Annotated in this window: 24 protein-coding genes; 1 reads left to right on the forward strand and 23 read right to left on the reverse strand. The window is 48.9% G+C overall.

The features are described from left to right. Window positions 1-4: 4 nt before the first annotated feature. The 5 genes from H8Z76_RS02185 to prfB form a co-directional block, all read right to left on the reverse strand. Window positions 5-1,207 carry a homoserine dehydrogenase gene (locus tag H8Z76_RS02185; RefSeq protein WP_186981521.1) on the reverse strand — a complete coding sequence of 401 codons (1,203 nt, stop codon included), beginning with the start codon at window positions 1,205-1,207 and terminating at the stop codon, window positions 5-7. A 26-nt stretch (window positions 1,208-1,233) separates the two neighbouring features. Next, a complete protein-coding gene (locus tag H8Z76_RS02190) occupies window positions 1,234-1,677 on the reverse strand; it encodes an ACT domain-containing protein (RefSeq protein ID WP_022514750.1) in 444 nt (147 codons plus the stop codon). Window positions 1,678-1,863: 186 nt separating this feature from the next. Then, window positions 1,864-3,162 (reverse strand): SPFH domain-containing protein, encoded by a 1,299-nt coding sequence (locus H8Z76_RS02195; protein WP_186981522.1) that lies wholly within the window; start codon window positions 3,160-3,162, stop codon window positions 1,864-1,866. Between the two features lie 43 nt (window positions 3,163-3,205). After that, complete coding sequence (locus tag H8Z76_RS02200; protein WP_022514748.1) at window positions 3,206-3,934, reverse strand: zinc ribbon domain-containing protein; 729 nt, start codon at window positions 3,932-3,934, stop codon at window positions 3,206-3,208. A 15-nt stretch (window positions 3,935-3,949) separates the two neighbouring features. Next, a protein-coding gene (gene prfB / locus H8Z76_RS02205) for a peptide chain release factor 2 (RefSeq protein ID WP_186981523.1) occupies window positions 3,950-5,078 on the reverse strand; the annotation gives its coding sequence in 2 pieces (ribosomal slippage) (window positions 3,950-5,002 and window positions 5,004-5,078; 1,128 coding nt in all). A gap of 173 nt (window positions 5,079-5,251) precedes the next feature. Here prfB and H8Z76_RS02210 point away from each other — a divergent pair. Further along, a complete protein-coding gene (locus tag H8Z76_RS02210) occupies window positions 5,252-6,274 on the forward strand; it encodes a LacI family DNA-binding transcriptional regulator (protein ID WP_186981524.1) in 1,023 nt (340 codons plus the stop codon). Window positions 6,275-6,294: 20 nt separating this feature from the next. On the opposite strand, the gene H8Z76_RS02215 is transcribed toward H8Z76_RS02210, so the two are convergent. The 18 genes from H8Z76_RS02215 to H8Z76_RS02300 form a co-directional block, all read right to left on the reverse strand. Then, window positions 6,295-8,073 (reverse strand): glycoside hydrolase family 13 protein, encoded by a 1,779-nt coding sequence (locus tag H8Z76_RS02215; RefSeq protein WP_186981525.1) that lies wholly within the window; start codon window positions 8,071-8,073, stop codon window positions 6,295-6,297. After that, the gene (locus H8Z76_RS02220) at window positions 8,070-8,915 is read right to left on the reverse strand and encodes a sugar ABC transporter permease (protein WP_186981526.1); all 846 of its coding nucleotides are present in this window, start codon (window positions 8,913-8,915) and stop codon (window positions 8,070-8,072) included. The genes H8Z76_RS02215 and H8Z76_RS02220 overlap by 4 nt, the downstream gene beginning before the upstream one ends. After that, window positions 8,912-9,799 carry a carbohydrate ABC transporter permease gene (locus tag H8Z76_RS02225; RefSeq protein WP_022515835.1) on the reverse strand — a complete coding sequence of 296 codons (888 nt, stop codon included), beginning with the start codon at window positions 9,797-9,799 and terminating at the stop codon, window positions 8,912-8,914. The genes H8Z76_RS02220 and H8Z76_RS02225 overlap by 4 nt, the downstream gene beginning before the upstream one ends. 30 nt (window positions 9,800-9,829) lie before the next feature. Continuing rightward, window positions 9,830-11,119, reverse strand: a complete 1,290-nt coding sequence (locus tag H8Z76_RS02230; protein WP_186981527.1) for an extracellular solute-binding protein — start codon at window positions 11,117-11,119, stop codon at window positions 9,830-9,832. A 158-nt stretch (window positions 11,120-11,277) separates the two neighbouring features. After that, window positions 11,278-11,709 (reverse strand): hypothetical protein, encoded by a 432-nt coding sequence (locus H8Z76_RS02235; protein WP_022515833.1) that lies wholly within the window; start codon window positions 11,707-11,709, stop codon window positions 11,278-11,280. A 78-nt stretch (window positions 11,710-11,787) separates the two neighbouring features. Further along, complete coding sequence (locus H8Z76_RS02240) at window positions 11,788-12,591, reverse strand: class I SAM-dependent methyltransferase (RefSeq protein WP_186981528.1); 804 nt, start codon at window positions 12,589-12,591, stop codon at window positions 11,788-11,790. 63 nt (window positions 12,592-12,654) lie between these two features. Then, a complete protein-coding gene (locus H8Z76_RS02245; RefSeq protein WP_186981529.1) occupies window positions 12,655-12,807 on the reverse strand; it encodes a hypothetical protein in 153 nt (50 codons plus the stop codon). A 166-nt stretch (window positions 12,808-12,973) separates the two neighbouring features. Beyond that, window positions 12,974-13,687, reverse strand: a complete 714-nt coding sequence (locus H8Z76_RS02250; RefSeq protein WP_186981530.1) for an alpha/beta hydrolase family protein — start codon at window positions 13,685-13,687, stop codon at window positions 12,974-12,976. A 2-nt stretch (window positions 13,688-13,689) separates the two neighbouring features. Further along, the gene (locus H8Z76_RS02255; RefSeq protein WP_186981531.1) at window positions 13,690-14,682 is read right to left on the reverse strand and encodes a zf-HC2 domain-containing protein; all 993 of its coding nucleotides are present in this window, start codon (window positions 14,680-14,682) and stop codon (window positions 13,690-13,692) included. Beyond that, window positions 14,675-15,151 carry an RNA polymerase sigma factor gene (locus H8Z76_RS02260; RefSeq protein ID WP_147617815.1) on the reverse strand — a complete coding sequence of 159 codons (477 nt, stop codon included), beginning with the start codon at window positions 15,149-15,151 and terminating at the stop codon, window positions 14,675-14,677. Before H8Z76_RS02260 ends, H8Z76_RS02255 begins: the two co-directional genes overlap by 8 nt. An 80-nt stretch (window positions 15,152-15,231) precedes the next feature. Continuing rightward, on the reverse strand, window positions 15,232-15,939 hold the full coding sequence (locus H8Z76_RS02265) for a DNA alkylation repair protein (protein ID WP_186981532.1): 708 nt from the start codon (window positions 15,937-15,939) through the stop codon (window positions 15,232-15,234). Next, on the reverse strand, window positions 15,939-17,192 hold the full coding sequence (locus H8Z76_RS02270) for a S41 family peptidase (protein WP_186981533.1): 1,254 nt from the start codon (window positions 17,190-17,192) through the stop codon (window positions 15,939-15,941). Before H8Z76_RS02270 ends, H8Z76_RS02265 begins: the two co-directional genes overlap by 1 nt. Window positions 17,193-17,264: 72 nt before the next feature. Continuing rightward, complete coding sequence (locus tag H8Z76_RS02275) at window positions 17,265-18,596, reverse strand: murein hydrolase activator EnvC family protein (RefSeq protein ID WP_022515825.1); 1,332 nt, start codon at window positions 18,594-18,596, stop codon at window positions 17,265-17,267. A gap of 83 nt (window positions 18,597-18,679) precedes the next feature. Further along, complete coding sequence (ftsX, locus tag H8Z76_RS02280; protein WP_022515824.1) at window positions 18,680-19,588, reverse strand: permease-like cell division protein FtsX; 909 nt, start codon at window positions 19,586-19,588, stop codon at window positions 18,680-18,682. Then, window positions 19,578-20,264: a cell division ATP-binding protein FtsE gene (ftsE, locus tag H8Z76_RS02285; RefSeq protein ID WP_022515823.1), complete on the reverse strand. Its 687-nt coding sequence runs from the start codon at window positions 20,262-20,264 to the stop codon at window positions 19,578-19,580. The genes ftsX and ftsE overlap by 11 nt, the downstream gene beginning before the upstream one ends. A gap of 14 nt (window positions 20,265-20,278) precedes the next feature. Then, window positions 20,279-21,370, reverse strand: a complete 1,092-nt coding sequence (locus tag H8Z76_RS02290) for a PucR family transcriptional regulator (RefSeq protein ID WP_147617813.1) — start codon at window positions 21,368-21,370, stop codon at window positions 20,279-20,281. Window positions 21,371-21,522: 152 nt separating this feature from the next. Then, window positions 21,523-22,380, reverse strand: a complete 858-nt coding sequence (locus H8Z76_RS02295; RefSeq protein ID WP_022515821.1) for a YitT family protein — start codon at window positions 22,378-22,380, stop codon at window positions 21,523-21,525. 12 nt (window positions 22,381-22,392) lie between these two features. Beyond that, on the reverse strand, window positions 22,393-23,070 hold the full coding sequence (locus H8Z76_RS02300) for a WecB/TagA/CpsF family glycosyltransferase (protein ID WP_186981534.1): 678 nt from the start codon (window positions 23,068-23,070) through the stop codon (window positions 22,393-22,395). Window positions 23,071-23,277: the final 207 nt, after the last annotated feature.

A 23,277-nucleotide genomic window follows, 5' to 3' on the forward strand; every position in this document is an offset into this window, starting at 1 on the left:
CATCTTACGCAAGACGGATCATCTGCAGTACTTTGCCGAGTTTCGCTGCTTTTTCCTCATAAGCCGCTTCTGTCATGTTTCCGGTCACAAATCCCATCTCGCCGGAAATTCCGTCTGCATGAACCAGTTCCACCTCACCGAAGGCTGCCTTTACTGCTGCCTCGTCCGCTTCGGTACGAACGAAAAATCTCTTTTCATTTTTCTTATAATCTGCCAGCGGAAGCTCTTCTTTGCTCCATTCTACCGGAATATTCTGATCCAGATGTTTTGCCATCTCAACCACATCCGCAACTACCGCACTCGCGGTCGGAAGCTTTCCTGCCCCACTGCCGTAAAACATTGCGTCGCCAAGTACATTACCATGTACGAAGACAGCGTTAAATACATCATTTACACTGTAAAGCGGATGCTCCGGGGAAAGCAGATGCGGTGCTACCAGCGCGCTGTATGTTCCGTCTGCCTGTCTGCTGGTCGCAAGCAGCTTGATCGATCTTCCCATTGCCTTTGCGTATTTAAAATCAACCGCGGAGATCTTTGTGATCCCTTCGGTATGGATCTTTTCAAAATCAACCTGTTTTCCTGCCACAAGAGAAGTTAAGATCGCGATCTTTCTGCATGCGTCAAAGCCTTCCACATCCGCAGTCGGATCTTTTTCCGCATATCCCTTGTCCTGCGCATCCTTTAATACATCCGCAAATTCCAGTCCTTCATTTGCCATCCTGGTCAGCATATAGTTTGTGGTTCCATTTAAGATACCGGTGATCTCCTCGATCTTGTCCGCAGTCAGACACTCATTGATCGAGCGGATGATCGGGATTCCGCCGCCGACACTGGCCTCAAACATGAAATTCACATTTTTTTCCTTTGCCACAGCAAGCAGTTCCGCGCCTTTTTCGGCAACCAGAGCCTTGTTTGAAGTCGTAACGCTCTTTCCTGCCTCAAGCATTGCCTTTACGAAAGTAAACGCCGGTTCCACGCCTCCCATGGTCTCCACTACGATCTTTACTTCCTCATCTGCTGTGATGTCCTTGTAATCATGTACGATCTTCTTTTCGATCGGATCCCCCGGGAAATCCCTCAGATCCAGTACATATTTTACTTCCACTTCCTCACCGACACGTTTTGCGATGCTGTCACGGTTTGTTTCCAGTACCTCCACAACACCTGAGCCGATCGTTCCATAACCCATTACTGCAATTTTTATCATAATATTTACTCCTTAAAATGTGATTTCTACTCTCTCGCAAGAATCTTCAGATAGTGGATCCCTTCCACACTCTCGATCTCATCCACCATCGTAGCGACATCCCCTGTCTCCGGCAGTACATCCACACTGAGTGTAAGTGACGCGATCCCATTGACCGGAATACTCTGATGAATGGTAAGAATGTTCGCGTGATATTCCGCGATCGTCTTCAGTACAATAGACAAAAGTCCCGGTTCATCATCCAGCTGAACCACCATCGTGACCGTTTTTCCCCGGACATTGTCATGAAACGGGAAAATGTCATCCTTATATTTATAGAAAGAACTCCTGCTGATCTCCACCATATCCGTTGCTTCCTGCACGGACGCGGCACGTCCCGACTCAATGAGCCGTTTTGCTTCCACGACTTTCAACAGGACTTCCGGCACTGCTTTTTCTTTTAAAACATAATAAGTCGTTTTTTCTGCCATTGGTTTCCTCCATCTGTACGCGGCACAAATACATTTGTGCTTACTTGAAAGATGATAACACAAAGCCTGCGTTCACGCAACACTTTTCTGAAATGCAGTCATAAACTGTCCGATCCGGCAAAGGATCGTGAAATACAAAGCGGGATGCGTACCCGCATCCCGCTTTTTGTCTGCATTTCTTTTTTCTTATGGGCGTGTCTTTCCACACTCGGAACAGAATTTTCCGGTATTCACATGACCGCATTCACACGTCCACTCTGCTGCCGGTCTCGGTTTTCCGCACTCCGGGCAGAATTTTCCGGTGTTTACATGACCGCATTCACACGTCCACTCTGCCGGCTCCGGCTTCGGTTTTCCACACTCGGAGCAGAATTTTCCGGTGTTCACATGGCCGCACTCACACGTCCATCCAGCCGCGCCTGCTGCTCCGGCCGCTGCCCCTGATACTCCTGCTGTCTGAGGCGCCTGACCGGACACTGCCTGATTCGCCTGATTCATCTGCATCTGCTGCATGTTGGCTGCCGATGCCGCACCCATCATATTTCCGGTCGTGTTCATGCCCATGCCGACACCCATAAAGCCTGCCATCGCGCCGTTCGCATTGGAGCCCGCAGCCTCCATGCCTCTTGCTAACGCGCCCTGTACATAGCCTTCACGGACGCCCGGATCACTCAACATCGCGCCCTGGTTGCGCATGTTAATTAACTTCTGGGACTCCTCGTCATAGGAAATACTTGCGATACCGACGGACTGGATCTCCATACCGCGGAGCGTATTCCATTTCTCATCAAGTGCCTTCTCCATGTAATTTCCAAGTTCCATGCCCCTGGATGCCACATGGGAAATACGGATGCCGTCCGCAGACATCTGGTTGATCGATGACTGCAGCGCCTCTAAGAACTCTGAAATATACTGCTCATTGATCTCCGTGATCTCGACATGATTCTTATTTCTCGGCACTGCCTCGGCATAAAAGCGAAGCGGCTCCACGATCTTGATCGAATAAGTACCATGCGCGCGCAGGAAAAGTTCCGCATTGTAGAAATTATCAAAGTAATTGATCGGTGTTCTTGTGCCGAATTTGATTCCCTTGATCTCCTGAAGATTGATGTAGAATACTCTCTGCTCTCTCGGTGTCTCACCGCCATATTTTACCCTCTGGAATGTCTCTTTTACGCTGTCCCCGAGCTGCCCGTTGAATAACGATGGCAGAGAGGAATTATCCACGGTAAAATATCCCGGTTCTGCCGTGTAATCCACGATCTTTCCTCCGTCCACGACCATCATGAACTGGTTTTCATATACATGGATCACGGAACCGTTGGAAACGGTATTATCCGTTCCTTTTACATTACTGCCCTTACGGATTCTCACACCGCTTGTAAAAACGGTCTGGTCTCCCATGTCACCCGGCTCAAATACCTCTAACCACTGATCCGCAAAGTTCTTTCCGATTGCTGTTGTCACCGCTTTAATTAAGCCCATTTTTCATTCTCCTTTTCGAATTGCTTCTTATGTAATTGCTCCTCTATACTTCATAAAAACGTTCGAGACTCCACACGTTCACGTTGACCGGGGTCAGTGCTGCCCCGCAGTATTCACAGTGCTTTGCGCCGAGGGATGTGACCGGTGCTCCGCAGTTCGGGCAGTTCACCCCGCACGCGTCCGCTTCCCCGAATTTTCCCGCATCCTGTATGTACATAAGCTCTGTGTTGTATCTGGTCTGTGTGAGACGCTTCTCATCGCCCTTGATCACTTTTCCGCCTTTGTTCGAATAATGCAGATATTCCACGGCGCTCTGAAGCGTGATCATACACGTCCCGTTCTTTTTCTCATAACGCGCGATCTCCGTGCGATGGATCCGCGCGCGCTCATATATTTCCGTAATACCGTTTTCCCGATCGGACTGGATCTTATTTTCCACCTGCTCTCTTACTGTCCCGGATGCCTCTCTTAAAAGTCCCGCGTTCTGGTTCTGTATCGCGGCAAACGCAGACAGTAGCATATTCTCTGCACGCGCACAGAACTCTCTCCAGTTAAATTCCGGAAAATCTTTTTCGATCTGCGGCTCTAAGATCCTTGTCATCCCGCAGACGGACTTTGGCGTGAGCGCCTGTTCATCCGCCTGCTTCTCCAGTCCCTCCTGTATGGATTCTGTTCCAAACAGCTGGAGCGAAAGTTCTTTTAATTTCTTTTTCGCATAGCAGAGCGCTCCGATCAGAACGATAAGAATGATAAGTGCAATGATAAGTTTCACTGCGCAGCTCCTTTCCTACTCTGCTTTTACATCCGGCCTTCCAAGCGAAAGCCACTTTAAATAACCATTGATAAAAAGATCGATCGATCCGTCCATGACCGCATCCACATTTCCGGTCTCAACACCGGTTCTGTGATCCTTGACCATCGTGTATGGCTGCATGACATAGGAGCGGATCTGGTTGCCCCAGCCGATCTCTGTCACTTCGCCACGGATATCTGCCGCCTTGTCTGCGTTCTCCTGCTGTTTTAACAGATATAACTTTGCCTTTAACATCTGCATTGCCTTATCTTTATTCATATGCTGGGAACGCTCATTCTGACAGGTCACCACGATTCCGGTCGGGAAGTGGGTGATACGGATCGCCGACGAGGTCTTGTTGATGTGCTGTCCACCGGCTCCGCTTGAGCGATAGGTATCGATACGGATATCCTCATCTTTTACCTCGATGTCGATATCTTCCTCGATATCCGGCATGACGTCACAGGACACGAACGAAGTCTGTCTTTTTCCTGCCGCATTGAACGGGGAAATACGCACCAGACGGTGCACACCGTGTTCGGATTTTAAATATCCGTAGGCATTCTCGCCATCCACCTGGAATGTGATGGACTTGATCCCCGCCTCGTCTCCGTCCAGAGAGTCAAGCACTTCCACGGAAAATCCCTTGTCCGCCGCCCATCTGGTATACATGCGGTACAGCATCTGGCACCAGTCGCAGGACTCGGTACCGCCGGCTCCGGCATGTAAGGACACGATCGCGTTGTTTTTGTCATACCGCTCGGAGAGCAGTGTCTTGATGCGGATCTTCTCAAATGCCTCCTCAAATTCTGTCATCGCCTCTTCCACTTCCGGGACGAGATCCGGGTCATTTTCCTCTTCGCCCATCTCGATCAACGTCTCGATGTCTTCGAATTTTTCCTCGAGTCCGGCATAGACCGCAACGTCATCCTTTAAACTCTTCAGCTCCTTCATCTTCTTCTGGGAGCCTTCCACGTCATCCCAGAAGCCCGGAGCCTCCATTTCTTTTTCTAATTCTTCTATCCTTTGATCCTTGTTAGCGAGGTCAAAGTGAATCCCTCACTTCCTGCAGCGGACTTTTGTAAGAATTCAGTTTTACTTTATACGAATCTAATTCTACCACAGAATCACCAGCTTTCTTTTTTTCCTCCCCTGACGGATCAGGGGGATTCTTACCGTTTCATTATATCGGTATTGCGCTGGTTCGTCAACGGCGGACAAACCTCCTTTTGCTTGATTTTTTCCGGCAAAAAGCATACCATAAATGACAGAACAGACGAAAAGGCAGGGAATCAGATGAACATTACGATCAAAGATGTCGCGAAAGAGGCGGGCGTTTCCATCGCCACCGTATCCAAAGTGATCCATGAAAAACCATCCATCTCGGATGCCACCCGGGCACATGTGCTTCAGGTCATGGAGCAGTTAGATTACCACCCGAATGCACAGGCAAGCAATTTTGCCAGAAAATGCTCCGAGAACATCATCTTTCTCGCCGTCACGGAACCGCATGTGGCGTTTCATAATCCGCATATGTTTGCCATCCTCTGCGGCGCGCAGGATAAGATCCGGGAAAAGAATTATAATTTCAGCTTTATCGGCGTTCCGGACAAGGATACCGCCTGCAAAAAGACAAAAGAGATCATCGGCAGACGATCCGCGGACGGACTTCTGATCCACGGCTCGGCGACTTCGCGTCCGCTTGTCTCCCTGCTCACAGAGAGCGGATTTCCACACGTCATCATTGGGAAACCGCAGTTTTCCAGTACGGCATGCTGGATCGATATCAACAACCATGTCTCCGGCGATATGGCAGCGAAATATCTGACCCGGTGCGGCTACGCAAAGATCGCCTTTATCGGAGGTCCTGAGAGCGACGAAATTTCCAGACACCGTCTGAAAGGCTTTTCTTCCGCCTTACAGCTTGGCGGTCTGTCCGTCGATCCCGCTTTCCTAAAATACGGTACCTACAGTAAGGAAAGCGGTTTTCAGATGATGGAGGAACTGCTGCGCGGCAGCTGCCTTCCGGACGCGGTGATCTGCGAAAACAACCAGATCGCGGTGGGCGCTGTCAGCGCGATCAAAAAGCACGGCATGTCCATCCCGGACGACATCGGTGTCATTACCTTTGATGACTACCCGCTGTCGCAGCTGGTGGATCCCCCGCTTACGGTCGTTGATATCGACATGGATGAGATGGGACAGCAGGCGGCAACGATCCTGTTAAAAAAGATCAAAAATCCCGCATTCCAGATCCAGTCTTTTTCGACGCTCCCCTCTCTCATCATCCGTTCTTCCACCAAAAATCAATCCGAATAGAAAAAAAAGCGGAGCAGGGGTTATCTTCCCTGCTCCGTCCCATTTTGAAAGATCAGACATCCATTTTCTTTTAAAATGCCATGCTCATATCCATCTGAAAAGAGGATCTCCGTTTCCGGTATTTTTCCGATCTCCTCCGGCTGTCCGGCATTTAACACCGCCGTAAATCCGCTGTCCGCATTTTCTCTCAAAAACGCGAACATCCCGTCTTTGATCCAGTCCCACTTTGGACGGTACGCGGTCTTTTCTCCCACATACGCTTTCCGGATTTCTGTCAGTTCCCGGATAAACGCGCAGAGGGAATCCTTATCCTCCCACACCATCGCCCTGCGGTACTCTGTTTCCGTGATCCCCATGATCTTCTGCTCGTCTCCGTAAAAGAGACTTGGCACACCAGGCATCAGCATCAGCAGCACACACGCCAGTTTCAAACGCGCCACGTCCCCGCCGCAGAGCGATAAGAATCTCGGCACATCATGGCTGTCGAGCAGATTGAGCTGACCGTTTACGATGTTTGTCGGATAGCGCAGCCGCATCTGTTCAAACTGCCACGCCGCCTGTCTTGCATCCGCTTCTCCTTCTGCCAGATACTCCGCGCAGATCCTTTGGAATTCGTAATTCATAACCGAATCAAAGGCATCGCCGCGCAGCCAGGTCTTTGCGTTTTCCCACACTTCCCCGATCAGCACCGCCTCCGGGTTTTCTTTTTTTACCGCCTCACGGAATCTGCGCCAGAAATTGCGGTCGATCTCATTTGCCACATCCAGACGCCAGCCGTCCACATGATATTCCCGGATCCAGTAAGCGCCGACATCCGCAAAGTACATCTGCACTTCCCGCTCCGCCGTGTTCAGTTTCGGCATTTTCCGCTCATAGGCAAAGCATGCATAACCCGGTATCTCATCGGGATCTTCCGGCCGCCTCACCGGAAATTCCAGCTCGTAAAACCATTTGCAGTAGCGGGACTTCTCTCCTTTTTCCACCACATCCTGAAACGCGAAGAACTCCCAGCTGCAATGGTTGAACACGCCGTCGATCACGAGCTTCATTCCTCTCGCGTGCAGCTCCTCCACGAGTTCTTTCAGTTCCTCCTCCGTTCCCATGCACGGATCGATATGATAATAATCTAACACATCATACTTATGATATTCTCCGGCTGTAAAGATCGGATTTAAATACAGACAGGTAAATCCCATCTTCTGGATGTAATCGAGGTTCTCACGGATTCCCTTTATGGTTCCGCCAAGCCTGGATCTGCAGATCCTGCCGTCTGCCAGACGTTTTTCTTTTTTCTCTGCCACAAGCCTGTTTTTTCCACTCGCGAAACTGTCCGGGAAAATATTGTATACCACCGCCTTTTTAAACCATGCCGGCACATCGGGTATTTCCTCTCTCAAAATAAAAGGATACTGATAATACCCGCTTCTGCCGTCGATCACCTGATCGTCCAGCTCAATATCCGATAACTTCTTCGTAAAACGATCCGCATAATAGTACGTCCATTCTTCGCCCTTTTCCAGTCTGAAATAGTAGCAGACGCGGTTAAACGGAGACTCTATTTTTGCCTCATAATAGGAAAACCAGGCATCCTCGGCGCAGATCTCCATCGGGATCTTATAAAAATCGATCGGTGTCTTTTTGCATACACGATCCGCGTAATACAATTCGCAGCCGGTAAGATCCCGCTTCTTGGCGCGTATGCGGATAGTCAGGCCATATTCCGACTCCGCAAACGCGTACTCTGACAGCGGGATATGTAAAATCGCGGCGCGTTCCATCTTATCGTTTTGCGTCATCATCCCTTTACTCCTCCTGCCGTAAGCCCGGATACCATATATTTCTGGATGGCAAAAAACGCGATCAGAATCGGAATGGATACCAAGATCGCAGCCGCCGAAAACAATGGCCAGCTCCTGCTGTAATCACTTGCCTGCAGCTGGTAGAGTCCGGCCGCCAGCGTATAACTGTCCGCATTCATCATAAATGTCGTGGAAAACAGGTATTCATTCCACACAAAGATCAGTACCATAACAGCTGTTACGATAATGGCAGGTCTCGCAAGCGGAAGCACTACCCGCACCAGAAGCTGCCCTGCCCCCGCGCCATCGATCCTTGCCGCCTCCTCGATCTCAACCGGGATCGTATCAAAATATCCTTTCATATTCCAGATACTGAAGATACACATGCTGCCCGCGTATACGATAATCAGCCCAACATAAGAGTTCAGCAGATGAAATGTCTTAAACAGCCGGAATATCGCAAACATCGATAAGATCTGCGGGAATGCGTTTAATATAAGAAGCAGCTCAAGCACGCCGTTCCTTCCACGGAAACGGTATCTCGAAAACGCGTACGCCGCCGTCACTGCGGTTCCCATGGCAGCCACCATGGTTCCGATGCTTAAAATCGCGGAATTTTTAAGCCACAGCAAAAATGGTTCCTCGACCAGGATTACCCTGTAATTTTTGAATGTGGGGGACTCCGGAAAAAAGGATAATCCGGAGCTTATCGCCGCACTTCCGTTTCCCAGTGAAAGGGATACCGCATATAAGATCGGGATCAGCGCGGCGGCACAGATCACGAGGAAAAACAGGTTCAGCAAGATGTGTCCCACAGTGTATTTTATTTTTCCAAAACTCATACTTTCTCCTTCACCCCCCGGTTTGTAAACAGTGAAAAGAGGACAATAAATCCAAAGATCACGATGGATACCGCCGAGGACAGTCCATAGTTATTTGATACAAACGCATTCTGATGCGCATAGGTAATGATCGTCTGTAACGTAGCACCGGAAAGCGCGCCCTTCTGCATGGTGAGCAGATACACGATATCAAACTGCTTAAAGGTCGTAAATGTCGTCATGATGACGGACGGAAGCAGGATCGGCCGGATCGACGGAACCGTGATGTACCAGTTCTGTTTGAAAAATCCCGCTCCATCCAGTCTCGCACTCTCGTAATAGCTCTTGTCAATGCTCTGCAGTGCGCCGTCCATCATCATGATCATAAAGGGCAGCGCCATCCACAGATTTAAGATCATGCAGGAGAAAAACGCCGGTACATTTTCGGACAGAAAATTGATCTTTTCAAACCCCAGTGCCGCAAGCACTTTATTGAAAAAGCCAAATTCCGTGTTATACATCCCGACCCGCCATAATAAAATGGACACATACGCCGGCATTGCCCAGGGAAACATCAAAAGCGTCTTATACACTCTCGCCAGTTTCAGTCCTTTCGCATTCAGTCCGAGCGCGATAAAAAAGGATACGACCACCTGTATGACCATATTTACCACCGTCCAGAGGATGGTCGTCAAAAGCGCGTTTAAGAACCCGGAATCTACCTTTAAAAGCGCCCGCTTAAAGTTGGAAAGCCCGATCAGATGGTAGTCATCCCAGTGATACATGTTCATATTGGTAAGTGATATGTAGCCCGTATATAAGATCGGAAAGATCACAATGATCCCAACTAAGACAAGCGCGGGCAGACTGTACATCCACGGAAGGATCTTCTGTCTGTTTTTCATACTGCACACTCCTTCTTTTTGTATATTTCCCTACTGCATATCCGCGATCGCAGTCTCTGCCTCTTCCTCATACTGATCCGCTGCCGCGTCCACGTCCTCGCCGGATTTGTTTACCGCTGCGAGAAGGGATTCCGCCGGTCCCCACATAACACTCATTTCCGGGATATTCGGCATTGGCTGCGCTGTCTCTGCTGTTTTCTTCATTGCCGCGATCATTTCATTTTCGGAAACTTCGGGTGTGTCATAGGATTTCGCGTTTGCCGGTGCGCAGTTTGCCTGACTCGCAAGCGCCACGCCGACTTCCGGTTGTGCAAGTGCCTTTAATACCGCTGCAATGGCATCCTTTTTCGTATCCGCCGCATGTTTCATCACGCCAACGCCCTGCACACCCGCATACGGTGCCAGTGCTTCGCCGTTTGGCAGGGTAAAATCAGACAGTGACCGGATGCCAAGATTGATCCCCGCTTCCCGGATGCCGGATACCAGCCATGGTCCGCCAACGATCGCAGATGCTTTTCCTTCATTAAATAATGCTGTTACCGTATTGTAATCTCCATCCGCCTCAAGTTCCGCAAACTTCTTATTGTATGTGACCGCTTCTTTGGTCTTCTCATCATTCAGCCCCGGCTTTGCGTCCTTATCGATGATATAGCCGCCAAATCCGTTGATGACCGGCGCTACATTGTATGCCGTGGAATGCTGGTTGACTACCGCGTAAGTACCCGCCGCCGTATCGGTGTGCGCTTCCATATAACTGTAAAGATCCTCTGTCGTCGAAGGAACTTCGCCCTCCCAGGTGTCTTTATTGTACATAAATAAAAGTGTCTCAAAATAGACCGGAAGCAGGTACTGTTCTTCCTTGTACTGTCCCGCCTCCTGTGTCATCGGAAGCATATCCGCGTACACGCTCTCATCGATCACATCCGTGATCGGAGCAAGCACGCCCATCTCCACAAAAGTTCCAAGCGAATCATGCGCGTACAGATACATATCCGGTCCGCTCTCCGCGTCATTTCCATACAATTTGATCTGATCGGTCAGACCGCTCTTTTTCTCAAATTTTACTGTCACATGATCTTCCGCCAGAGAATCATTCACCTGATCCTCGATCACCTGCATGATCGTCTCATCCCCGTCATGCCAGATATGTATCTCATCTGTGTCCGCCGTCCCGTCGGTCTTTTCCTTTTCGGACACGCCCGTTTCCGTGCCGCCTGTCACAGTGCCACCTGATGAAGTCTCACTGTTTTCTGCCCCGCATCCTGCAAAAAGCCCCATTGCCATTGTCACGCCGAGCATCACTGCTATTTTTCTTTTCATACCTTTACCCTCCATTTTTGTAGAAACGTTTTCCTGTTTTTTGTTTACACCGGATATATATATCAGATATTTAAGTAATTTTTACCATACACGGCGTCTGACTTCAACAAATCCTGTCTGTTTCGCCCAAAAAAACAGGGAAAACGTTTACCCAATTTTTAGAGGTACGCACGCAGATCTTCCATAAAGTGCTGCTCCATCTTAATGACCTTCCGCGCAAGCGATATGCTCTCTTCGGATGCCTGCATATATTTGTTTAAGCATTTTGCGATCGTCTTCATTCCCATATTGCAGCCATCGGTATAAAAATCCGCCACGTCTCCCATGTCCTCGCACTTTGCGATCTTTAAGTCCGACATGAGTTTTGCGATAAGCGGCGGATTCTTTTCGTACTGGTCCTCCTCTTTTTGCTGCTCCTTTAACTGTCTTTTGCACTCCTCCTGTAATTTTGCGTGCTTGGTATAATAATCCTGAAACATGGTTTTAAATCCGGGATCACTTAACTTGGGCAGGGTCTGTTCCATGGAGCCGGTCGCCATTTTCAGTCCGGCTTCGCACTCGGTGAGGAGGGCAATGGTGTGTTCTTTCATTCTCGGGTCTCCTTTTTACTTTTTGGCAGTGACATCCAAATATCATCTGCCCTGTTAGTCTGTGAAGATTGGGATTTTTTATACGCGTTTCATCACGAGTATTTTATTTGAGAGATTGCGGACGAACGGGATCTTTCCGATCACACGGTAGACCGGCATCATTTGTTCCATCCCCTCGACAAGGCTTACGTCTCTTTGATTTTCAAATTGCGGCAGCAGCTTTTGCAGTTCTTTTCCGTTCTTGATACCCCAGCTGAATTTTGCCTGGCTGCCTTCGATCGATTTTTCTTTTATATGGGATGCGACAAACGGTGACATCGTCTCTGCCATCACGGTAACCTCCGCAAATCTATCTGCCAGGATACCAAACATCTGCTTTACCTCCTGCTCGCTTAAATACATGGTAAGTCCTTCAATGACCGCAAGTACCGGCTCCCCATCACATTTTACCGCGTCAGCGTAAGACGCATCCATCGCAGAACCCGCGATCTGATAGATCGGTCCATTCTCCCGGAGGAACCGCTCCCGCACCTGCATGGTCTCGGAGAGATCTACGTTATACCACCGCTTATATCTGCCCGCCATCCGATAACAACGGGTGTCCAGACCGCAGGCAATGTTTACAACGACTGCGTCCGGATTTTTTTCCAAAAATTTTCCCACCATCTGATCGAGTACGATCGTCCGCGCGATCACGCCGCTTGCCATTGCGGTATCTTTATCCGCCTTTGTAAAATCATAGTCCAGCTCCTCCACGATCTCGATCGCCTTCGCATCATAGATCACATGATCCGGTTTTTTCGATTCCTTTGCCCTCGCATACAACGTCTGCAGCATGGTCTCCGGTACCCCTTTTAAATTGATCGATTTCTTCTTTTCCATTCTTTTCTTCCTCTCTTTCCATAACATCTGTTATGATTTGTTATGTTTTATAAAAAAAGAAGCTCACAGCGAATTGCCATGAACCTCTTTTAACAGATGCTGTATTAATTTTTCTGTTCCGCCACCGGCATGTATGCCGATCTTTTTTGCGAGATACAAACTATATTCCATATCGTAATTTCCCTTGATGATCGAAAGACAGCCTTCCAGCCGCATCTTTGCCAGTATCCTTAGCAATGCCTCATCCGGCAGATCGTGCGAAGGCTCGCCTTGGCATAGCCCTTATCCAAAAATTCCAGCACCGCCGCTTTTTTTATCTTGTCGATCATCTCTTCTTTCTTTTTCATAACACCTGTTATGTTAGCACCGGCTAACTATTTTGTCAACTATTCCAGAAGCCACTGGCGGATCTTCTCCACATCCTCTTTGCTAAGCTCACCATGTCCGCCCGCTCCTCGTACTCCATGAAACTGTCCGCGAGCCCGGACCCCACAACCGCCCGGTGAATGCGGTCATCCGCGCGGAGTGCCTCGTATGTCATCATGCCGCCGCGTGACACGCCGAGCATATTGATATGATCTCCGTCAATAAACGGCATTTTTTCACACAGATCGACCAAATGGATCACGTCGTCCACATCCTGTCCGCCAAACGTATCGGTTCCCTCGCTTTTTCCACATCCCCGGTAATTGGAAGCAACACAGATCGTCTGATACTGATACGCATAGAATGTGGTCTCAACGCCTTCCAATGCGCCATAATCCCTGTTTCCCCCGTGATTATAGATCAGGCAGTCCGATGGCTTTTTCTGTTCCAGCAGTTCTCTCGGCGCACCAAGATACGCTTCTATCGCCAGCCCGTCACTCTCATAAAAAAAGTGATAGCTGACATAGTCATCCGCAAGTGCCACGCCCGCCTGCTGTTCATACGCCGACAAATCCATTTTTTCAAAGTCGGTGATCCCGTTTTCGGTAAACGCTTCCTCTACGCGCGCCTCCGCATCCTGCTCCACTTCTCTGCTTCTGCCGCAGGATATCAGCATGCCTGCCGCTAAAAATACCACCAGAAAACCAATTGCCTGATCTCTCTTTTTCATTTTTATCCCCTTTTTCTCTCTTTGATAAGCCCGGCCACAAACAAAAAGCCGCCAAGTACCAGACTGCCGATCAAAACGATCAGATACACATTCGCGTTGATCTGAAGATCGGTGTTCCAGCTTGAGAAATCGGCGGAACAGATCGTAAGCCGGATTCCTTCCCCTAAAAGCCAGTTACAGATATCCTGTCCGAATGCGGTCCAGAGCCCGCAGACTGCCGCAATACATCCAGCTTTTTTGAAACGATTGAGCTTTGCGTATCTTGCAAGCCAAAAAACAAGCCAGACTCCAAGCATATAGACAGCCGCGACCGTAAGCCCGCCGCGCAGTTCCTCCATCGAACCGTCACGGACACACACGATGCAGATCGTAAGGAACAGCCAGACCGTATCCCACGCCATTGTAAGCAGCCCTTTTTTATCCGAAAGTGCCGCAGGAAGCCTGACCGCATGCAAAAGCACCGGAAACAGCGGAACCGATAACCCAAGGATCGTCGGGATCGCAACGATAAGAAATCCACCGCCGCCATTCATCCGATCTACAAAAAACAGGATCAACAGCAATGCGCCCACACCACAGAGGATCGTGCGCGAAAGCCGGTTTTTTAAGGACAGAAGCGGCACCGCCGTCATTGCCCCGACGAGAAGCATACTCGCGAGCGTAACGAAAAATACGCCAAGTCCTCCGCCATTTGCCATCCCGACGATCAGTGTGATCAATACCGGCAGTATCAAAAGTCCCGCAATGATGATTCCCGCCTTAAAAGCAGCTGTCCTCTCCCTTTTTGCGTGATGCGCCAAAACACTCTCCGACTCTGCTGCGATCACGTCTTCCACCGTATGATCTTTTAATTTTTGAACCACCTCTCTGCACGCCGCACACTCCGCGAGATGCTCCTCTACTACTTTCTTACTCGATGCGCTGCAGGCATCATCCAGATAAAGCGGCAGCAGATCCTGTACCAGATCGCAATCTCTGCTATTTTCTCTACTCATTTTCCTCCATCCTTTCCTGTATTTTTAACCTCGCCCTGTGATAAGTCACCCTTGCCCAGTTCTCGGATTTTCCGAAGATCATGCCGATCTGCGAAAACGACAGTTCTCCAAAGATCCGCAGCTGGAACACTTCTTTATAGGGTTCCGGCATTTCGTGAAGAACAAGGTGAATCTGAAGCGCCATGTTCCGGTCTTCCGCTTCTTTCGCAATGTCTTTTTCCGAGGGCACTGCCTCACTCAGTTCTGCCGTTTTTGTATTCCTGCGGTACCCATCGATCGTAAGGCGTTTCGCAATACTGCACAGCCAGGTAAATTCACTGGATCTGCCCTCATATTTTTTCTTCGCCGTCATCGCCTTATAAAAAGTATTCTGTGTGATCTCCTCGGCAGACGCCTGATCTTTCACCATCGTGAGCACATAGGAATACACCTGCATATAGTAGGTATGATATAAATTCTCGAAGTCCAGAACCGTTCACCTCCTTTTCTTTCACTGATTAGACGGAGGAAATGTCATTTCGTTACAAACTTTTTTTGTTTTTTCTTTTTTTATTTTTTTGTCACACGCTTCATGCTCCGGATGCGTGCCTTGTCCTCTTTTGTGACGCGGTAAGACTCCGTGATCTTCTGAAGCGACTTATTGTAGGTAAAATCATCTAAGGTATTCTCACGCAGCAGCACCATCGTCTTTTCCTCAAATTTCACATAACAGATGGAAATTGCCCATGCAACTGCCATTTTGACATAATATCCGTCATGAGATACCTCATCCAAAACCTGAAGCACTTCATCGATATAAGTATCTGTTATAAAATGATCGAGCAGCATAACGATCCCGAAGCGCGCCACAAATTCCCGCCGGTCTTTTGCAAGGCAGACCGCATACGCGAAAAATGCCTCCACATCCTCCCCGCTCTGCGGCTTCATACCGCTGCATGTACTGTCGCACACCGACCAGTTATCGATCTTTCCCACAAAAACATCTAAATAAGGCTTCTTTTCCTCAAAAGAAGCCTTAACATAACCAAGCGTCATTCCCTGGAGCATGATCTCTTCCATCGAATCATCTGCCGCGCCTGTAAGATATTCCTGCCATTCCCCGCGCGCCAGCTTTTTCGCCAGCTTCCGCAGCACCGGAAGCCGGACACCAAGTATATGCTCCGTTCCCGGAAGCAGTTTCATCGTGAACGCGCGGTAATCCTCCTCAGCCTGCGCGAGGAGCCAGCTATGTATATTTTCATTGATCTCCTGTGCCATTAATCCAACTCGCCTTCCAGCACTTCGATCGCTTTTGCCACCTGATTATCGGAATAAATATCAAAATCCGCATCCGGGTCACCGGTGTATTCGTATTCCAACTCAATATCCGGGTCAATTCCGGTTCCCTGGATATTCTCGCCCTTCGGCGTATAGTATTTCGCGATCGTAAGTTTCACCGCATCGCCATCCGGGAGCGGAATGATCTTTTGTACCACACCTTTTCCGTAAGTCGTCGTTCCGATCAGCGTTCCATAATCATAGTCACGGATCGCCCCCGCAAAGATCTCGGAAGCGCTCGCGCTGTAACCGTTTACAAGCACTGCCATCGGATACTCCAGTTTCGTATCATCGGAAGATTTGAACTCCTGACGGTTTCCGTATTTATCCTCTGTGTATACAAGAAGTCCTTCCGGCAGGATATCATCGAGCATCTGTGTCACAGCCGTGATCATACCGCCGCCGTTGTTTCGTAAATCCACGATCATTGCTTTCATGCCCTGGCTTTCCAGATCCGCGATCGTCTTTTCAAACTGGTTCGCGGTATCCTCGCCAAATTCCGAGACATAGATATAACCGATCCCGCCATCCAGAAGCTGTCCGGTCACTGTCTCATAATTGACCTTGGCGCGTTCAATATCATACTCCAGATCATCCGATTCTCCCGGACGGTAAATCTCAAGATGGACTGTCGTTCCCTCTTCCCCGCGGATATGCTGGACCAGATCCGACACTTCCATACTCGTCGCGTCAATGTCATCGACCTTTACGATCACATCTCCTGCTTTCAGTCCCGCTTTCTCCGCCGGTGTATCCTCATAAACCTTTGTGATCGTCACCTGCATGCTTTCCTTATCCTGGGAAAGACCGGCACCGATCCCGTAGAAATTGCCCTGGGTCTGCTCCATCAGATCCTTGTATTCTTCTTCCGTATAATAAGCGGAATACGGATCGTTTAACCCTTCCAACAATCCGGAATAGAGCCCTTCCTGCAGGTCGGACGCGTCCACATCCTCATAGTAATTCAGATTGATCTGTCCCATCAGCTCATCCAGTTTGGACAGTGTCCCGTCATCCAACACGGTCTGTGCTGTCTGGGAAGTTCCCGCCGTCTCGCTCACCTTAAGATTTCCATGCGCAAAGAGAACCGCGCCTGCCGCTAAAACAACCGCCGCTGTTCCGAGCACGCCGGTCAGCACGCCGGACTTAAATCCATGCTCTTTTTTCTGTTCCAATTCCTTATTTTCTTCCATTTGCTATTTTCCTTCCATCCTGAAATTTTTTCTTTTCTCCCCCGAAAAAATGAAATCATTTCCTGTCTATGTCTATAAATAATCCCACGGACTGACATACGATCCGTTTACACTGACACCGAAATGCAGATGGTTTCCGGTCGAAATCCCGGTACTTCCCACTTTGGCAATGCTCTGTCCCGCGCTCACGGCATCTCCGACCGAGACATTGAGTGAAGACGCATGCATATATACCGTACAGAGTCCGTTCCCATGGCTGATGATCACATGGTTTCCCGCTGCGGAGGAATAACCGGAATAGATCACCTCTCCGTCCGCCGCAGCCACGATATCCGCCCCGTAGGAGGCTCCGATATCGATTCCCTTGTGGGAAGAAGAAGCTCCCTCGGTCGGAGAAAGTCTGTTTCCGTACTCACTGGTCACACGTCTGCTGCTCGGACACGGCCAGGTAAACGCGCCGCCTGTATAGCTTGGCGGTTCCACATAGTCCGTAGTGGAGCTTCCCGAATTTCCGCTGTTTCCGTTTTCCGTGGAGACTTCCGTTCCGCTGTTCGCCGCTTCTTCCGCCTGTCTTTTTGCTTCCGCCTCTGCCGCAGCTTTGCGTTCCGCCTCGCGCTGTGCCTGGAGGGCAAGCTGCGTCTTGATCTCCTCTATGACTTCTTCCTGCGCGGCGATCTCATTCTGATAAGTCTGTGCCGCATCTTCCGCGGTGTCTAACTGGGATCCGATGTTTGCAAGCTCCGTCTCCTTCTGTCCACGCAGTGCCGCAACCGCGCTCTTCTGATCCTGCAGTTCGGTCTGCATTGTCTCAAGATCCGCGTAATCCTGCTCCAACTGCGCTTTCGTATCCGCTACGGTCTGCGTGGCATTCTGATACTGCTCCAACATATTTCTGTCATACGCCGACAGTTCATACACATAGTCCACCGAATTCAAGAAATCCGATACACTGCCGGATGTACAGAGAAGCTCCATATAAGACATGCTCTGCGCGTTCTCATACATATACTGTATGCGCAGCTTCATGCTCGCATACTGCGCCGCCGCATTCTCCTCGGACTGGGCGAGCAGCGTTTCCGTATCGGAAATTTCCGAGTTTTTCTCGTCTAGCTTCTGTTCGAGACCTGTCATCTGATCCGAGATATCCGACATCTTCTGATCGAGTTCCGCAATCTTGGTCTCGGCATCCTCCTGGGAATTCTGAAGCTCCGTGATCAGTCCCTGTGCCTCCTGCAGGGCGGTCTCTAACTGTTCTTTCTCCTGCTGCGCATTGGAAAGGGAACTGTCACTGCTGCTGCCTGCCGTCTTCTCTGCCGCGTACACACCGCTCGCTGAAGTGATGGCAAGCACACCCACAAGCCCGGCAGCCATAACTTTTTTCTTTCTTTCTGACCAGTTTTTCATATAGTCCTCATAGCGGAATATGGGCGTCCAATACCGCAAAGCGGCATACGGGCACCCATCGTTCCTTTTTCTATCTTCGTTTACTAAACTCTCAAATGTTTATGGATCGTAATGCGGCTTCCCATAAATCCGATTCCGACACCGAGGATCAGTGCAACCGGAACCAGTGTACGGAACACCTCATTGACCGGCAGGAAATTCATCATATTACTCAAAAATGAGAATTTTCCCGCAATATATACCACTACTTTACTGTAAAGCACATAAAGCAGTGCGAGCGGAAGCGCGGATCCGATCAGCCCGATCAGAACTCCTTCCACCACAAACGGTGCCCGGACAAAAAAGTCCGTCGCTCCGATCAGTTTCATGATACCGATCTCCTCTTTCCGAACCGAAATACCGATCGTTACGGTATTGCTGATTAGGAATGTGGAAACCGCAAGCAGGATCATGATGATCCCGATCGATATGTAGCTGACCAGCGAATTGAAATCGGACAGCGTATTTGCCGCGACTTCCGACTGGTTGACCTTGCGGATGCCGTCTAATGACTGCAAATAGGTTACCAGCGCGTCCTGCATGGAAACATCATTCAGATAGATCTCATAGTGCGCGGAATTGGCAAGCGGGTTATCCTCCGCAAATCCGTCCGCGAGATCCTCCGCACCCTGAAAATATACTTTTTTGAAATCTTCCCATGCCTGCTCAGCCGACACATAATTGTAACTCGCGACTTCCGCGCGCTTTTCGATCTTATCGCCGATCGCCTGGATCTGCTCCTCGGTGATACCCTCGTCAAAAAACGCCGTGACCGCAACTCCCTCTTCGGCGCTCTTTACCATCGCCTGGAAGTTGGCCGCAAGCGAATAAAAGATACCGAACATGAAGATACATGCTGCCATCGTGGCAATGGAAGCCAGGGAAAAAAGGCGGTTGTTCCAGATATTTTTAAATCCCTGTTTTACTGTATAAAAAAACGAACTAATTCTCATAATTTCCCTCTCCCGGTAATTTATCGTACACGAGCACGCCCTTGTCGATCTTGATCACACGTTTGTTCATCTTCTTTACAAACTCAAGATTGTGCGTGACCACCAAAACCGTAGTGCCGCGTTTGTTGATCTCCTCCAACAGACGCATGATCTCCCACGCGTTGTTGTTGTCCAGATTTCCGGTCGGCTCATCCGCCAGAAGGATCTTTGGTTCATTTACCAGCGCCCGGGCAATCGCAACACGCTGCTGCTCACCACCGGAAAGCTGTTTCGGCAGGGATTTGTATTTCGCTGCAAGTCCGACCATGGAGAGCATCGTCGGAACACTGCTTTTGATCTTGCGGTTTGACGCGCCGATCACGCGCTGCGCAAACGCAACATTCTCATAAACATTCCGATCCTTGAGCAGACGGAAATCCTGAAAGACCACGCCGACGTTTCTGCGGTAGCGCGGAATCTGTTTTCTTCGTATTTTATGTAAGTTTCTGCCGTTGATCGTGATCGTTCCTTCTGTCGGTTCCAGTTCCTTTAACAGAAGCTTGATCAGCGTTGATTTTCCGGAACCGCTTTCTCCAACGACAAATACAAACTCTCCTTCTTCTATATTCAGATTGATATCATTTAACGCAGGGATTCCCGCTGAATATGATTTGCTCACATGCTCAAGCCTGATCATATGTTCCTCCTAGTCTAATAATCCAGTGACTCCATATATTTCATGTATTTCACGACCATAAGCGCGATCTTGAACGTGATCGCATCCTCAAACACCCTTAAATCCAGTCCGGTGCTCTTTTGCAGCTTATCCAGCCGGTAAACCAGTGTATTCCGGTGAATGTAAAGCTGTCTCGAAGTCTCGGACACATTCAGGTTGTTCTCGAAAAACTTGTTGATTGTTGTAAGTGTCTCCTCGTCAAAATCATCCGGTGATTTGTTATCAAAAATCTCCTTGATGAACATCTTGCACAGCGGGATCGGCAGCTGATAGATCAGGCGGCCGATTCCAAGCGTGGAGTAGGCGATGATATTTTTCTCCTCAAAGAAGATCTTTCCGACATCTAACGCCATGCGCGCCTCTTTGTAGGAACGGGATACTTCCTTGATCTCATTGACAACCGTACCGTAAGCGACATAGACATCCTTCTCGGTCTCGGTTCCCTTAAATACATTTAAAATGATCTCCGCTGTCTTCTCAAGATCGTCGTAGGTCTCATTTTCCGCAAGTTCCTTTACCACGATGATGTTCTTTTCGTCTACCGCCGTGACAAAATCCTTGGATTTTCCGCCGAAAAGAGAACGCACCTTCTCCAGTTCATTGCCATCCTTCTCACGGTTGGTCTCAACGATAAATACCACGCGTCGCACTTCCGTCTCGATATGGAGCTTTTTCGCGCGGTTATAGATATCCACCAGAAGCAGGTTATCCAATAACAGGTTCTTGATAAAGTTATCCTTATCAAACCGCTCCTTGTAAGCGACCAGAAGGTTCTGGATCTGGAAGCTTGCGATCTTTCCGATCATATAGACATCATCGCTGTCTCCGTTCACGATCAGCACATACTCGAGCTGATGTTCGTCAAACACTTTAAAAAACTGACATCCGGAGACAACCTGACTGTCTGCCGGAGATTCCATAAACGCGATCGCCGGACCTACAAATCCTTCGGAATCCTGAAAGGTCGTTGCCATTACCTTTCCCTCCGTATCAATGATGCACAGATCGATCCTTGTGATCCCTTTCAGCCCATCTATGGTACTCTGAAGTATTTGATTTGAAATCATAGACTCACTCCTTCTCTATTGTATTTCCTTTCTGGAATCATATACAATTTTCACAAAAAAATCCGGTTTTCTTAGTCCAAAACCAACTCTTTATTTTAACATTTTAATGCAAATCACCAAAAAAAGAAAGAGGAAAACCGATTTTTTTTATGCTAATATTCCAAAAATCCCTCTCCGACCACTTCCCGGGCATCTGTCACAATCACAAATGCGTTATTATCAATCTTTAAAATGATCTCTTTTAACACCACGATCTCTTTTTTGGAGACCACACAATACAGCATGCATTTTTCATCCCCGGAATACATTCCGACCGCGTCAAGTCCGGTCACTCCGCGATCCATCTGGGTCATGATCGCGTCCGAGATCTCCTTATACCGGTCCGAAACGATAAATACCGCTTTGGAATACTTCATACCTTCCATTAACGTGTCCGATACCTTTGAGGTGACATAGATCGCAACAATGGCGTAAAGCGCCGCCTTGACACCGAACGAATAGATACCGACCGCAACGATGATCCCGTCAATGACACAGATGATCTGCATGATCGTATAATGTCTTAATTTGTGCTGGATCAGAGCAGCTAGCATATCCGTTCCGCCCGTTGTGGCACGCGCAAGAAGCACCATTCCCATTCCGACTCCGCAGATCACACCACCGAAGATCGCGGAGAGCACATAGTCCCCCTCTGCCAGATTCCATAACGGTATCACATATAACCACGCGGAAAGCAGCACCGTCGCCACTGCGGTACGGGCAACAAACTTCTTTCCCTTGATCAGCGCCGCAAGCAGAAATAACGGTACGTTTAACACCAGGTTCGTCAGCCACAGCGGCACCGCACCTTTTGTTACATATTTCGCAATAATCGCAACACCGGTGAATCCGCCGGTAACCAGTCCTACCGGATCATAGATACACTGGATCGCCAGTGCCATAAGCCCGGTTCCGACCACCATCAGGATCGCGTCTATCCAAAGTGGTCTGCGGTTCAGTAATAAATTCATTTCCATTCAGCCTCATTTTTCATTGTTATTATATTCATTCAGACGGTTCGTCAGTTTTTTTCTGCGAATGTTCCGCCGCATCCAGCGCAGCGGAGAGTGTCCCTTCTCGTCTGCCGCGTAATGCTCGCCGAGCCCGTACCACACCCTGGCACTCAGCTTTCCCCGGTTATCCTCCAGAAAATGTTCCTGATACGGGGATGGCAGCACGGAAAAGATGACATCCGGTGTCTCCATATTGATGGCATTGACGACCGCGTCAAGGTCTCCGATGCAGGTTTCCATGGCATATTGTCCCACGATCTTCACCTTTTCATACTCATCCTGTAAAAAGGAATAAAGCCGCTCTACCGCGTCCGCTGTCTGCCCCAGCAGATACACGGTCTTTTTGTTGCGGATCAGCCGTTTCATAAATTCAAGAAAAAATTCATTCTCAACCGTCTCCCGGATGCGCTGCGTTGAAGCGGCACCCGCCGCTGTCAGGATCTCCTTTTCTCCGATCACCGCAAGATCCAGCTCCTGTAAGCAGTTATGCATCACTTCATCGCCGCCCGCCTGCTCGATCATGCGCATAGATATGGTCTCTACCGTGTTCATCACATCATTGTTCAGATAAGTCTCCACATTGAACATGGCTTCCCGTACGGTGTAATTGTCCAGTTCCAGTCCTAATATATCTAATTTTTTTAACATTATAGTCCTCTGTTTCCTGTTGTTCACTGCAAGGCAGTTTGATACAAATATGTAGTATATCAAAAACATGCTTATATTTCAACTTTCTTTCCAGCTGTTTACCATAATGTGTCATTCGATACAGTTTACAATTTTCTTCTTTTTTCATAAAATACTGACAAATTTTATGTTTTTTCACCAAATTTTCATTTTTGAAATGTCAATAGA

Origin of the sequence: Roseburia yibonii, assembly GCF_014297335.1 — a bacterium.
In the GTDB taxonomy this organism is placed as follows: domain Bacteria; phylum Bacillota; class Clostridia; order Lachnospirales; family Lachnospiraceae; genus Roseburia_D; species Roseburia_D yibonii.